Source organism: Luteolibacter arcticus (assembly GCF_025950235.1).
GTDB classification, from domain to species: domain Bacteria; phylum Verrucomicrobiota; class Verrucomicrobiia; order Verrucomicrobiales; family Akkermansiaceae; genus Haloferula; species Haloferula arctica.
The window spans coordinates 67,140-79,842 of record NZ_JAPDDT010000003.1 but is presented as its reverse complement, the minus strand read 5'-3'; the positions used below and the strand labels follow the sequence as shown (position 1 = coordinate 79,842).

The 12,703-nt window shown below is 63.9% G+C and carries 11 protein-coding genes; 5 read left to right on the top strand and 6 right to left on the bottom strand.

Annotated elements, in window-relative coordinates; genetic code table 11:
* Positions 1 to 201 precede the first annotated feature (201 nt).
* Both OKA05_RS08660 and OKA05_RS08655 read right to left on the bottom strand, forming a co-directional pair.
* Complete coding sequence (locus tag OKA05_RS08660) at positions 202 to 591, bottom strand: hypothetical protein (protein WP_264486732.1); 390 nt, start codon at positions 589 to 591, stop codon at positions 202 to 204.
* Positions 588 to 758, bottom strand: coding sequence for a hypothetical protein (locus tag OKA05_RS08655; protein WP_264486731.1), 171 nt, complete (start codon positions 756 to 758; stop codon positions 588 to 590). Before OKA05_RS08655 ends, OKA05_RS08660 begins: the two co-directional genes overlap by 4 nt.
* Before the next feature lie 633 nt (positions 759 to 1,391).
* Here OKA05_RS08655 and OKA05_RS08650 point away from each other — a divergent pair.
* Positions 1,392 to 1,820 carry a hypothetical protein gene (locus OKA05_RS08650; RefSeq protein WP_264486730.1) on the top strand — a complete coding sequence of 143 codons (429 nt, stop codon included), beginning with the start codon at positions 1,392 to 1,394 and terminating at the stop codon, positions 1,818 to 1,820.
* Positions 1,821 to 2,090: 270 nt separating this feature from the next.
* On the opposite strand, the gene OKA05_RS08645 is transcribed toward OKA05_RS08650, so the two are convergent.
* The gene (locus OKA05_RS08645) at positions 2,091 to 3,230 is read right to left on the bottom strand and encodes an alpha/beta hydrolase family protein (protein WP_264486729.1); all 1,140 of its coding nucleotides are present in this window, start codon (positions 3,228 to 3,230) and stop codon (positions 2,091 to 2,093) included.
* 122 nt (positions 3,231 to 3,352) lie between these two features.
* On the opposite strand from OKA05_RS08645, the gene OKA05_RS08640 reads away from it, so the two are divergent.
* From OKA05_RS08640 to OKA05_RS08625, 4 genes are all read left to right on the top strand, one after another.
* Positions 3,353 to 3,853, top strand: coding sequence for an SMI1/KNR4 family protein (locus tag OKA05_RS08640; RefSeq protein WP_264486728.1), 501 nt, complete (start codon positions 3,353 to 3,355; stop codon positions 3,851 to 3,853).
* Positions 3,854 to 3,953: 100 nt separating this feature from the next.
* Complete coding sequence (locus tag OKA05_RS08635) at positions 3,954 to 5,330, top strand: sensor histidine kinase (RefSeq protein WP_264486727.1); 1,377 nt, start codon at positions 3,954 to 3,956, stop codon at positions 5,328 to 5,330.
* Between the two features lie 6 nt (positions 5,331 to 5,336).
* Positions 5,337 to 6,086, top strand: a complete 750-nt coding sequence (locus OKA05_RS08630) for a LytR/AlgR family response regulator transcription factor (RefSeq protein WP_264486726.1) — start codon at positions 5,337 to 5,339, stop codon at positions 6,084 to 6,086.
* 87 nt (positions 6,087 to 6,173) lie between these two features.
* The gene (locus OKA05_RS08625) at positions 6,174 to 8,210 is read left to right on the top strand and encodes a hypothetical protein (RefSeq protein WP_264486725.1); all 2,037 of its coding nucleotides are present in this window, start codon (positions 6,174 to 6,176) and stop codon (positions 8,208 to 8,210) included.
* Positions 8,211 to 8,420: 210 nt separating this feature from the next.
* On the opposite strand, the gene OKA05_RS08620 is transcribed toward OKA05_RS08625, so the two are convergent.
* The 3 genes from OKA05_RS08620 to OKA05_RS08610 all read right to left on the bottom strand — a co-directional run bounded on the left by OKA05_RS08620 (position 8,421) and on the right by OKA05_RS08610 (position 12,536).
* Positions 8,421 to 9,341, bottom strand: coding sequence for a metallophosphoesterase (locus OKA05_RS08620; RefSeq protein ID WP_264486724.1), 921 nt, complete (start codon positions 9,339 to 9,341; stop codon positions 8,421 to 8,423).
* A 208-nt stretch (positions 9,342 to 9,549) separates the two neighbouring features.
* A complete protein-coding gene (locus tag OKA05_RS08615) occupies positions 9,550 to 10,809 on the bottom strand; it encodes a dual specificity protein phosphatase family protein (RefSeq protein ID WP_264486723.1) in 1,260 nt (419 codons plus the stop codon).
* The gene (locus tag OKA05_RS08610) at positions 10,806 to 12,536 is read right to left on the bottom strand and encodes an alpha/beta fold hydrolase (protein WP_264486722.1); all 1,731 of its coding nucleotides are present in this window, start codon (positions 12,534 to 12,536) and stop codon (positions 10,806 to 10,808) included. Before OKA05_RS08610 ends, OKA05_RS08615 begins: the two co-directional genes overlap by 4 nt.
* Positions 12,537 to 12,703 lie beyond the last annotated feature (167 nt).

Here is a 12,703-nt window from a genome sequence, read left to right as displayed (position 1 = left end):
GCATTAAGCCGGATTCGCTCGCCCGTAACGATCTAAAATGGGGAATCCTTCCAGAAAAGAAGAAGGGCTTTAGGCGCCCACTCCGTCCTGCTTGATCGATTCATCGCTGCCGGGCGAGGAATAGGGGCGCACGAGGCGTTTCAAATTAACCCGGGTAAAATAGGAAATTTCTTATCGGCAGATGCCCCACGACCTTTCTGTTCATCCCCGAAGGATCAGTAGGGAAGCCTTTGCAGGCGGCGCCATCGCCACCAGCCAGCCGGCCCATAGGCCGAGAAAGGAAAAGAAGACGAGGGGATCAGGAACCTTGAAGCCGCTGACGCCGTCGCCGAGTTCCCAGAACGGCGGCAAGACCGGTAGTTCGTTGTGCGAGAATCCCCATGCATTGCCCATAACCCCGAACTCGATCGTGCATCCTCTCGCGAAGATGGTCTCGCCAGTCGCGCTGTAGAGATAGGTCGTGCGGGTCCAGCCCGAGCGAAACGCGACGGTTTCGTGAGAGTTGCTATCCCACCAGGCCCACCCGAGGAAGCTGGCGACGAACAGCCCGAGCCAAAAGGTCTTCCAGCGGTAGCAGGGGCGCGGCGTCATGGCTTGGCTTCTGTTAGCCGCTTCAAGCGCTGCGAACGCCATGCGAGGAAGGCGGCCCACGGGAGAACAAGGAGGAGGGGCAGAAACCAATGGGCAATGCCGATGCTGAAGTGGTGAATTTTCCCAAGCGAGGGCTTCTCCGCATTCAACAAACGATCCTCGATCATGGGACTCACGAACCGTGGAAGGCTCAGCCGCCCGATCCGCGGCGTCTCCCCGGATGGTGGAGAAGACGCCGTGCGCGATGACGTGACGTAGCGCCCCGGCCATGATCGATTCGACGGCGTCTGCGTGTGGTAGATTACCCACTCTCCCCCGTGTTGTGCGATTCCGATCTGCCGGGTGTCGTGACAATACGCCAGGTCGGTTGCGCGCCATGCGGAGTCCATCCATGCCCATGCGATGAAGACGAATCCCAACACGCCGAACCAGACGAGCCGGGACCGATGGAGCGGCCGGTGATGCACGGGTACCAATCCAACAGAAAGATCGGTCCTGCGCAATGCCACCGCTTTGCCATCGGGAGCGAAATTACCTGTTCCTTCATTGAACTCCCGATCACTGCGTAAGTCCGCAATCGATCGTCGTCGCCGTGAACCGGTTCATTTGCCCCTGTTACAATTTTCCGGCTTGCGAGTCGCTGCGGGCCAGCGATTATCGTCGCGGTGTTAAGCAACCGAAGTGCCGTCCGACGTGCACTAGGAAGCGGCCTTCCATTAGCGGTTCTTTGCCTCTGCTTTTTGCAGCCGCTAATCGCGGAACCCCAACCTGCCACTACTACTACGGGCATCGTAGATGCTGTGAGAAAGGCTCTCGCCGAGCCCAAGCAAGTCCGCCCGCGAACCGACGAGGGAGCCGAGGCACAACGAAAGGCGACCGTCGAAAAGTTCCTGGCGGAAAGTTCCGGCGAAATCGCCAAGGAATTGGAGGAGGCGAAGAAGATCCTCAGCGAGCACAAGATTCGCCTGGGGTATTCCGTCGAAAAGGAGGGCGACGCCCCCCAACTTGACGAGGGCGCGCGTCCGCAATTGGTGGTGCGGTTGTACAAGGATTCGCTGAAATACTCGCTGTATTTCAGGCTGACCGGCTCGGACGTCCGGGTTTTCGCCCACCCACCCATCCTCCCTTACAGGGAGCTCATCTACCACATCAAGGGAGACAAATACGGCAAACAGGCCGTGGGCGCATGTATCGGCGAGGCCGTGGCCTACATCCTCGACCAGACCTAGGGGAGGCGGCGACGCGGGCACCGGTCCTGGCAACGATGCCTTGGGGTCTTGAAGGCGCGTGGATTTCACCTCTCCCTCTCCCTTCACCTAACGGGATTTGAAACCTGCCGCGCTCCCGGGTAAAAGCCGTCCCCGTGTTCCCGCTGCCTGATCCTCCTGATTGCGAGTTTGCCGCTGACGCGGCCATTGTCGTTGCCTTGGCGATCGTTTGGCTCGTCGGGCGATTCATGGAGGACCCGCAGTAGGTCGCCCGATTCGCCTCCGATTGACCTAGTAGAGCTTCGCCTCCGAATTCGCCGGCACTTCGGTCTCGGGGCGCGGGTGCGTTCCGTCGAAGGCCCGCAGCGATGCCCCGGGAAGAGCCACTACGCTTGCCTCATCCGCCTTCGCCGCATCGAGCGAGAAGGACTTTCCCACGAAGCGATACATCGCGGTGCGCTTCGATGGGCCGTAGTCATGCCCTTCGTCCGCGAAGTGCGCGTTCTCCACGGCATCCTCTTTGCCGAAGAGTCCGTAGATTCGCTGCAAGTGCGGCAGCTCCAGCTTGGGCACGTGCTGCGTCCAGTCCTTGCCATCCGAGATCACCAGCAGCGGCTTCGGCGCGATGACTGCGGCGATCTCTGCGTTGTTCGCCACATGATCGGGCCGCACGTGGATCGGCAGGCCGCTTTCGCACGCGCAGCCGCCATAAAACCACGACGACACCTGCACGCAGGGGATCGATGCCGTCACGCGGTCGTCCACCGCGGCGAGGAGGAAGGCCTGGGTGCCGCCGCCGGACTCGCCGGTCACCGCCACCCGCGTGGCGTCCGCGCCGGGCAGCGAGAGCATGAAATCGAGCGCGCGCATCGAGTTCCACAATTGCAGGCGCAGCTCCTGGCCGCTCACGCCGTGCTTCCACCCCGCGACAGCGGACTCGCCGTAGCCGATCATGTCATACGCGAAAACCGCGCAACCCATCTTCGCCAAGGCACCGCAGCGCTTCTGCATCGACTCATGGAAGCGGCCACGGGCCAGCGCGTCCTTCATCGAGCCGTGGCCATGCGTGCAGAGCACCACCGGCATCCTTTCCTGCGCCTCTGGCAGGTAAAGATTCCCGCAGAGGTAGAAGCCGGGCGCGGTTTCGAGCGTCACGTTTTCCACGGTGTAGCCGGCTTGCATCTGCTCGGAATGGCGGATCACCACCGGTGGCTTCCGTGCTTCCGGCAGCGGCCAAAGCCCGGTGCCTTCGAGGATGCCCTGCCGAATTGCCGCTGCCCGCTTCTCCCAGCCCTCGCGAGTGCCGTAGTCCTGCCAACGAGCATCCATTTCCGCCTTCGCCTGCTCCGGCGTGTGAAAGCGGCCCTGGCGCAGCTCGGGTTCTGCGAAAGCGATGACCGGCAGGAGCAAGGCGAGGAGCATCGGTTTCATCCCACTACGTTGGTTAAATCGGGCCCCCGCGTCGATCCTCCGATGAGGTAGGGTGGAGGCCGTGTTTGGTCGTGGATTCCCGACAGATTTCCTGCTAGAGCGTCGCTGTCTTTCTAGCCGTCGTGTCCGATTTCGAAGTCGTTATCCTAATGGCGGTGCTGGCCATTCCTGCCATCGGCCTCATCTGGTTGGTGCGACGTATGCGCGCACCGTTCAGGAAGCGGCGCGACGAACTGGCGGTAGCCCGCTATCGGGAGCGGCTGGCCGCGCCTGATTTCGCTGCGATGGAAGCTCATTTCGGAGTGGAACTACCTGCCGAGCTAAAGGCCTTTTACCGTCAGCCTTTGCTCGAGAAGAGTGCGACGCTCCGGCTCGAATCGGGCGAGTGGGATATCGATTCCTTCGAGGCAATTGACGGCGAGTCCCCGCGGGAAGCTTGGCCGGGATGCGAGTCCTATGTCGCAATCGCGAATGACGGTTGCGGTAACCGGTATCTTTTCGATCCCAAGCAGCCGGGGCGCGGCGTGTTCTTCCACGACCACGAGATTGGCGAGTTCCCGGTCGTGGATTCATTGCGCGGGTTCCTGATGGCCATTGAGGCGTCGGAAGGATGGCGGGAGTGATCTCTCCATCCCGATTTTTGGTGCCTTCATCCCCGTTGGCGGCTAGTTCGTCCCAATGCACGCTGCCGCTGAACGGTGATCCCTCATGATGACAGCGCCGATGACCCTGTCTTCATCACGCACCGGCTTCCTCCTGCCACGGTGGCTGCCGGGCGCGTTCTTCGCGGCGTGGACCGTGCTTGCCGCAGCGGTGCTGTGGTGGTTTGCGCTTCGCGAGCCGGAGAGCCGCGTCGTCTTCGTCGAGATGGGGGCCGGTGGCGCGCTCGATTCGTCCGCGTCGAGGCTGTTGCTGAATCAGCAACTGCTGCCGTGGGTGCCGTGGCTGATCCTGTCGCCGTATGTGTTGTGGTTCGCGTTCCGGTTTCCGCTCTTCGGTGTGGCGAAGTGGCGGAATGCCGCGCTGCTTCTAACAGCGGGTGCGCTTTTCATCGGGGTGAGTGCCGCCTTTCAGGACCGTGCGGCGCGGAGGCAGCCGATCCTGGCTCCGATGCCCGCAGTGGAAACGTGGTTCCCGCCGGGCTTCGACAAGACCCCGGGCGGGGAATTCGGCATCCCGCTGGCGCGCGAGATCGGCCGCAATCCGCAGACGGAATTGCCCGAGGCCTTCGGCCTACCGCCGGAAGTCGATCCGCGGAAATTGCCGGGCATGATCTTCACGCGGGAGGAAATGAAGCAGCGCATCGAGGCGAAGTGGTCGGTGATCGCCACTCGTTCGGAGGCGGCGCTAGGCGGTCTGCTCAAGTCGCAGGCGAGGTCGATGGTTTTGTTAGATAGCTTTGCGTTTCTTGCGCTGCTGGTGGCCGCGCATGCCGGGATCTTCCTGCGCAAGGCGCGGCAGGAGAATGAACGCGCGGCGCTGCTCGACTCTAGCCACGCAATGGCCCGTGCCCGCGCCTTGCAAGCCCAGCTCCAGCCGCACTTTCTTTTCAACACGCTCAATGGCATCGCCATGCTCACCCGCAAGGATCCGGAGCGGGCGGAGGAGATGATCACCTCGCTCAGCGAGCTGCTGCGCATCGCGCTTGATGGTGAACGCCAGGCGGAGATCCCGTTACGCGAGGAGCTGCATTTCATCGACCGCTATCTCGATCTGCAGCGGATGCGCTTCGGCGAGCGGCTGAAGGTGGAACGCGAGATCAGCCGCGACACGCTCGGACTGCTGGTGCCCGCGCTACTGGTGCAGCCGCTGGTGGAGAATGCGATTCACCACGGCATCGAGCCACGCGGCGCGGGCGGCAGCGTGCGCATCTCCACCACGGTGGAGGGCGAGATGCTGACCATCCTCATCGAGGACGATGGCGTAGGCCTCGGTCATTCATCGGGCAGCTCCGGCAGTGGGAGCGGCATCGGGCTGGCCAGCATCCGCGAGCGACTCGCCGCGCTCTATCCCGGTCGGCACGCTTTCCGCTCCGAGGAGCCGCCGGGTGGCGGCGTCCGCATGATCATCCAGCTCCCCGCACACTCTTTCACACCATGACCTGACATGAAAAAGTTCCGCTGTCTGATCGTGGACGATGAAGAGCTGGCCCGCGAACGGGTCCGCAGTCTGTTAGCCTGCGAGCCAGACATCGAGATCGCCGGGGAGGCAGCCGATGGAGAGGGCGCGCTCGCTATGTGTGTGGAGTTGCGGCCGGAGCTGCTCTTCTTGGACATCCAGATGCCACGGCTGAGTGGCTTCGATGTGCTGGAGGAACTGCCCGCCGATCCCGCGCCGGCGGTGATCTTCACCACGGCGTATGATACCCACGCGGTGCGCGCATTTGAAGTGAGCGCGGTGGATTACCTGCTGAAGCCCTTCAAGGCAGCTCGCTTCAAGGAGGCCATCGAGCGTGCCCGCGAGCGGCTGGCCTCGGGGTCGGATGGGGGGCTGGCGCAGTTGAAGTCGCACCTGCACACCATCGATGGCGGCCCGCGGGTGCTGGTGAAGTCGCCGGAGCGCATCATCTTCGTCCGCGCCGGAGAGATTGATCATGTCGAGGCAGCGGGGAATTACCTGGTGCTCCACTGCGGTACCGAGCGGCACATCGTACGCGAGACCATGGCGGCGATGACCGACCGGCTGGAGCCGTATGGCTTCATGCGCGTGAGCCGCTCGGCGATCATCAACCTGTCCCGACTGCGTGAGGTGCAGCCGATGGGGGCGGGAAGCTATTGCGTGATCCTGAAGTCCGGCGCGCGCGTGGACATGACCAGCCCGCTGCGCGATCTGCAGGAACGGCTGGGTGCAGGCTGAGTCTGTCGATGGCGCTTTCGTCACGGGGCGAAGCCGCTTCGTCCCATCCGGGTGGTGATCGTCGTGGCAGGCGGATATCGGGCGATCGTGAAAAATAGGTTGCCTTCGATCCCCGTTCAAACCCGCTTCACTTCGACCCCCGTCACCCGTCGCCCAATCCAAGCTCTGGCGACGGCGATCCTCCTCGCCACTCCCCTCCATGCCGCGAGCATTTCGTGGTCGGGGGGGGAAGGTGATTACAACGACACCGCCAACTGGACCGGCGGCGTGTTACCCGGCGGTGGTGACACCGCCATCGTCTCCAACGGCGGCACCGTATGGCTCACCGACGGGCGCACGGTGGGTTCGCTCAGCGTGCCGGAGGGTAGCTTCGGCGTGACGCCCGGGCAGTCGCTTACGAACTCGGGAGCCTTCACCATCGGCCAGCAGTCCGGAGGGCTCGGCAAGTTCGACCTGGACAATGGGCAGCTCGTGGCCAGTGGCGCGATGACCGTCGGCACCGCCGGAGGTAGCGGGCTCTTCACCTTTTACAATGGCTTCATCAATCGCTCCGGTGCCGGGGCCACGATCATCGGTGAAGGGAATGGCAGCAATGGCGAGTTCGTCCAATTCTCCGGCTTCATCATGTGCATGACCTCGTGGCAGATCGGCAGCGGGACCGGCGCCACCGGGATCTACGACTTCACGGGCCAGTCTGCGGCGAATGCGCATGACTGGTTCATCGTAGGCGGGGAAGGCGCCAGTGGGACCTTCAAGATCAGCGGTAATGGTTCCTTCAGCAAGCTGCCAACCATGCCGGGCACCCATGTAGCCATCGGCCGGGGGAACGGCAGCACCGGGGCCATCGAACAAACCGGAGGTTACTTCGTCAACCGGGAGCGCGACACCTATCTCGGTGAAAGTGGCACCGCCACTGCCACCTGGACGCTGAGTGGCAGCAACTCGATCGCGACGCTGGCCACGCTGGTGATGGGCCATGCGGACTCCGCCAGTGCGACCTTCGTGCACAATGGCGGCACGCTTTCCGCGAGTCGCATCGTGAAGGGCGACAGCACCGGCACCGCGGCGATGATTTTCAATGGCGGCACGCTAACCGCCCGGTCCAACGATGCCGATTTCATCAGCGGCCTGGACAGCGTGACGATCGAGGATGGCGGGGTGATCATTGATACGACTCCCGAGTTGAACTCGGGTTTCACTCAACTGGACATCGGATTTGCCGTGGACTTGCTCGATGGTGGCGGCGGCTTGACCAAGAGGGGTGTGGGCTCGCTGACCTACGAGGGAACGGGTTTCTACACCGGCACCACCGTGGTGGAGGGTGGGACACTTTACATCGATGGTGAACTCACGGATTCCGATGTGACCGTGGCGGCCGGCGGCACGCTTGCTGGTGCGGGCACGATCGGCGGATCGGTGACGGCGCAAGGGACCATTGCGCCGGGCCACGGGGTTGGCACGCTCACCGTCGAGGAGGATGTCTCGGTGAGTGGCACGCTGGCGATCGAACTCACGGCCGCCGATGGCGACTTGCTCGCGGTGACGGGCGACCTGAATGTGGAAGGCGCGACTCTTTTGATCGAGCTTCCGGATGGTCCGCCATTGACGGAGCCCTACATCATCGCGAGCTACGGGACTCGTAGTGGTGGTGACTTCGCAGGCATCGAGGGTGGTGACGGTTATACCATCGACTATGCCTATGAGGGGAACAAGATCGCGGTCACCCCCGGCGTGTCTCCCTATGCCACCTGGGCGTCGGCGTTCGATTGGGAGAACGAAGGGGACGAGCTTGCCGAAGCCGACCCTGATTCCGATGGCTTTGCCAATGCGCTGGAGTTCTTCCTGGATGGCGATCCCCTGGTCGCGGGTCCGCCGCCTGGCGAACCGTCCGGTTCCGTTTCGGGTGACCGTTTCCTCTTCGTCTTCGAGCGCAATGCCGGCGCGTCTTCGGTCGAGCCCGTGATTGAGTACGGGACGAGCCTGGATCTGCCATTGGTCGCAGCCGATGGCGAGGATGGTGTGACCATCACCACGGAGGAAAGCCCCGGCGGGCAAGTGTGGACCGTTAGCTTCCCGATGCCGCCGGGCGGCAAGCTCTTCGCTCGCCTCAAGGTCGAGCTCTGATGATTTCTCATGGTACCCGTCCGGAGGGACAATGGGGGAGGTCGTCCCGCACGGGAGCGCGGGGCGGCCTTTCCCGAGTCTTTTCGCTAAGTAGCGGAAGGACTGCTTCCTTCCGGCGGGGTGCGGGCCGCAGGGGCCGAAAGCGATCGCTTCGCCGTTGCGGTCCGCCCCCAGTCGGAGCGGCGCAGCCGCTCCGCTACGTGGCAAATGCTAGATCTCGAGCGTCCGCGTGATCTCCCGACCGTGACCGGTCACGACGATGCGGTCGGCGTGGACATCGATGATGGAGAACGCCGTGTTCTCCGGATGATGGAGCATCGAGCGGAAGGTCAGGTACGGCCGGCCATTGCGCTCGACGAAGTCGCCGGCGTGGTTGTGGCCATTGAACCATGCGACCACGGACGGATGCCGGTCGAGCACGGCGAGCACCGCCTCGAAGTTCCAGAGCTGGTGCATGTCCGCGGGGAGTAGCGGGTGATGGCCGCAGACGATCACGTGCTCCTTCGCAAAGTCGGCGGCGGCGAGCTCGCGGTCGAGCCATTCGAGTTGGGGATCAGAGACACCGCCATTCCATGGCTTCGCACCGGGACTGCCGCTGGCTTCGGCGGCTTTCAGTTGCGCCGCCGCGGCTGCCGTGGCGGGTGAATCCTTTGGGTTCTTGTAGGTTGAGATGGAATTCGTATCCAGCATCACGATGCGGATGTTGCCACTACGAAAGGTATAGTAGTCGTGCGGCATGCCGAGCGTGGCGACCACCCGGGCCTTGTCGCCGTCCGCCACGGTGTAGTCGTGGTTGCCCAGCAGGTGATATACTGGATGGCCGAGCTCATTGATCAGCGGCAGCATTGTATCGAAGGACTTGAAATCGCGGTCGATGAAGTCGCCGAGATGCAAGGTGAAGGCGGGCTTCGCGGCGCGGATCGTCTCCACCGCGCGCTTCAGCTTTTCCGGCGTGGCCCGGTAGTGGCGCTCGCCTTCAGCATCGGCGTCCGCGTATTGGGCATCGGCAATCAGGCCGAAGCGGAGTAGCGGGGCTTGCGCTTGAGCTTGGGTTTGCTCGTCGGCGGCGAGGGACAACGATGCACCTGGCAGCAGGGCGGTGGCGGTGCCGAGGAAGTGGCGGCGTTTCATGGCTGGCTCACTCCATAGCGTCCCGGCGGTGCGGCGGCAATGTCCGTCCTCGTGACAGAACGGCCCCGCTCCGCTGGGAGCGCGGGCCGCTGGCCCGCTGAACGGTCCCTGATGGCTTCAGCCGGGCACTGGAGATGCAGGCGCTATCCTCGTTCAGTCCGGCTAAAGCCGGGACTACTTACACTTTCACTCGATGCGTGAGAGTCTGTCAGCGTGAGAGGATGGCCTCCGGCAAGCGGGTGCGGACGAGGGCCTTCGCTCCGTCGATGTCTCCAGCTCCGCCGCTTTCCAAGAGCCAGTGGGCGATGATCAGGGCGGAGCGCTGCAAGCCGAGTTGGCAGTGGACATACACCCGCCGCTGCGGTTGCTGCTCGCGGATGAAGGCGATGGCTTTCGCGATGTCCGCGTCCGCCGGTTTCACCAGATCCAGCAGTGGCAGGCTACGGTAGAGGGCTTGTTCGCGGAAGACCGTCGGGGCATTCGACTCCGCGGTCAGGTCGAGCACCGCCAGTGGCCCCCCGGCGAGCAGGCCCTTCGCCTCGCGGCCGGTCAGCTTTCGCCCGAACATGACCCCCGGTGCGATCTCGCACCATGCTGGCTCACGCCGCAGCCACCGCCGCTGATAGATCCCTGCCACCAGCAGCACCGGCATGAGGCACCACTCGGCAGCGGGCGAGAGCGTGCCATTCTCCTTTCCTAACACCCGCGACAAACCGGTGGTGTAGGCGATCGAAACGATGGCTAGCGACAGTGCCGGCCAGGCAAAGCCGAACCACAGGAATGCCAACGCTGCACAGGCAAGCGCGCCGGCCCCGTAGCGGAGCGCAAGCTTGGGCGATGGTGTCCGCTGGGTCTTGAAACGCGGGTCCGGGATCAACGCGGCGATCAACCAACCCATCATGAAGCCGGTGGCCACGTCGATGACGTGGTGCTGCCAGACGAGCAGCGTGGAGAGGCTGATCAGCATGAACCAGACCTTGGTGATCTTCCGCGTCAGGCCTGTTAGATGCGCGCCATAGACGAACCACACCAGCGATCGCAGGCTGATGTGCAGCGACGGCGCGAGATTGAAGGGCATGTCATTCGCATACAGCGCGTGGAAGAGCGGGGCGGTCCAGCCGGAGGGCACGGGCCGGTCGAAGCCCATCTTCAGCGGGAAGAGCAGGAAGCAGAGCCCGCTCGCCACGACGACCGCAAGCAGCCGCTTGGTCAGCAGGTTCAGTTCCGCCTTGCTAGAGCACACGAAGAACGCGCCGACAAAGAAGAGATCCAGCGACCAGTAGGGGATCACCATTTCCTTCACGAAGGGGATGTGGCGCTCCCATTCCCAGAACCACGTGCCGACATTGGGGCGCGTGGAGGTGAAGGTATTGCAGAAGCCATAGACCAGTATGAACATCCCGCCTGCCAGCGCCAGTCGCCACAGCGCGGGCCACAGCAGGCCGGATTCACGAGGTGAGCGATTCATGGTCGGCGGGCGATGCTCACGGTGAAGATGCCGAAGTCATCGATCCATTGCTTCTCCTTGCGGAAACCCGCGGCCTCGACCAGCGCGTCCATTTCTCCCTGCGGTCGGCGGCGCATCACCCAGAAGCGGCCGTCGCGGTTGGTCAGCGTGCGGGCGATCATTTCCACCTGCGGGTGCCACGGTTGGCCGGTGTAGATCAGCCAGCCACCGGGGGCCACTGCGGAGTGGAGGCCGCGCAGCGAAAGCTGGAGCCGGTCATTCTCCGGGAAGAGTTCATAGAGGCCGGAGACCACAGCCACCGAGGGCTTGGGCTCGACGCTGGCGAGCGAACTTTCATCGAAGGCATCGGCGCGGACATGGTCGATGCGGTTTTTCAACAGGCGCGCACTGGCCGCGGCACGGCCGGTCTCAAGCGCGGACTGGCTCCAGTCCCGGCACAGCACATGCAGGCCGGGGCCGGCTTCGGGGTCGTCGAGGATGTCTAACAGGTAGCGTCCCGCGCCGCCGGCGATGTCCATCAGTTCCAGTGGCAGTCGATCTTCGCGGACCTTCGCGAGGGCGAAGCGCAGCGCTTGGTTGAGGCACTGGCGGCGTTGGCGGATGCCGCGCCAGCCGATGGCGTCGAGGTAGCCTCGGTCGATGAGCTTGCCGATGCCGAGGCCTCCGCGCGCCTGATTCTCATAAACGTAGTCGAGCGATTCGCCGGAGTCGAAGCCGGTGGCGTGACCGATGCGGATGCCCTTGCTGAGCTTGCCGAGGCTGCCTAACAGGGCGCGCTGCGCTGAGAACGACAGCCCGCCGAGCGAGGGCGACGGCCGCGGCCTCTGCAGCGCCGCGTATTCCGCATTCGTGACCGGATGGGATAGGTCTGCTTCCAACTGCGGCGGCGTGGCCTTCTCAAAGCATCGATCCGCAAAGCGCCGGATCGCGCCGGTGACTTCCTCGCGGCAGAGGTCGTGGAAGATCGCGTGGCGGGCGTCCTTCAGCGTGAGGTGGACCTTTTGCTCGCTACCATAAGTCTCGTAGAAGGTGTCGATCGCGCCCCGCTTCACCACCCGGTCGGCACCGGCGGAGAAGAGCAGCAGCGGCCGGTCCATCACTGCGGCGTCGGCGATGACCCGCTTGCCGGTGTCGAAGAGCTCGACTAGGATCTTGGCGGAGATGTCCTTCGAGATCGCGGTGTCGGCATCGTAGGTCGCGGCCGCCTGCGAATCCCGCGTGAGCCATGGGCCGCGGACGTAGCTCTTGATCGTGGCGTCGGGCTTGAGCTTTTGCAGCAGGCGGATGTTCGTGAGCGCGCCGGGCACGATCAGGTTCACGTGGAAGGCCGGCGTTGCCAGCACCAACCCGGCGATCCGCGGAGCGAAATCATGCACCCATGCCGCGGCGATGACCGCGCCCACGCTATGCGCGACCACCACGGTGCGCTCCGGGGTCAGGCCGTGGGCCGCCTGCAAGTGGCGGAAGAAGGTATCCAGATCACGCACATACTGCATGAAGCCGGTCGCGTGGCCGCGTCGTCCTTCGGATTGCCCATGGCCGCGGGCCTCCCACGCGTAGATCGCGGTGTCCGGCATTTCCAGCGACGGGATCACCGGGTCCCAGCGATCGGCGTGCTCGTGGCCGCGGTGAATCAGCACGAGTGCGCGGGTGGCTCCCTGCACGTTCCAGGTCTTGTAGTGGAGGCAGGCGCCGTCGTCGGCGGTGAATTGGAGGCGGCTGCTCATGGCGGGTGGGGGGAAGGGGAGCGCAGTGTCGGGGCCGGGCCTCGGCGGTTGTGGCGAGGGCTGGCGGTCCGCGGATTCTCTAACCCATTCCAGGGGCAACGTGAAGCTGAGGTTCATAGGCGTTATCACGGAGTGTGGCATGAAACGACGTCAGGCGGTCATCGTGA

Coding starts and splice junctions, on each gene's coding strand:
- OKA05_RS08660 (WP_264486732.1), bottom strand. CDS start 591: ATGACGCCGCGCCCCTGCTACCGCTGGAAGACCTTTTGGCTCGGGCTG.
- OKA05_RS08655 (WP_264486731.1), bottom strand. CDS start 758: ATGATCGAGGATCGTTTGTTGAATGCGGAGAAGCCCTCGCTTGGGAAA.
- OKA05_RS08645 (WP_264486729.1), bottom strand. CDS start 3,230: ATGAAACCGATGCTCCTCGCCTTGCTCCTGCCGGTCATCGCTTTCGCA.
- OKA05_RS08635 (WP_264486727.1), top strand. CDS start 3,954: ATGACCCTGTCTTCATCACGCACCGGCTTCCTCCTGCCACGGTGGCTG.
- OKA05_RS08630 (WP_264486726.1), top strand. CDS start 5,337: ATGAAAAAGTTCCGCTGTCTGATCGTGGACGATGAAGAGCTGGCCCGC.
- OKA05_RS08620 (WP_264486724.1), bottom strand. CDS start 9,341: ATGAAACGCCGCCACTTCCTCGGCACCGCCACCGCCCTGCTGCCAGGT.
- OKA05_RS08615 (WP_264486723.1), bottom strand. CDS start 10,809: ATGAATCGCTCACCTCGTGAATCCGGCCTGCTGTGGCCCGCGCTGTGG.
- OKA05_RS08610 (WP_264486722.1), bottom strand. CDS start 12,536: ATGAGCAGCCGCCTCCAATTCACCGCCGACGACGGCGCCTGCCTCCAC.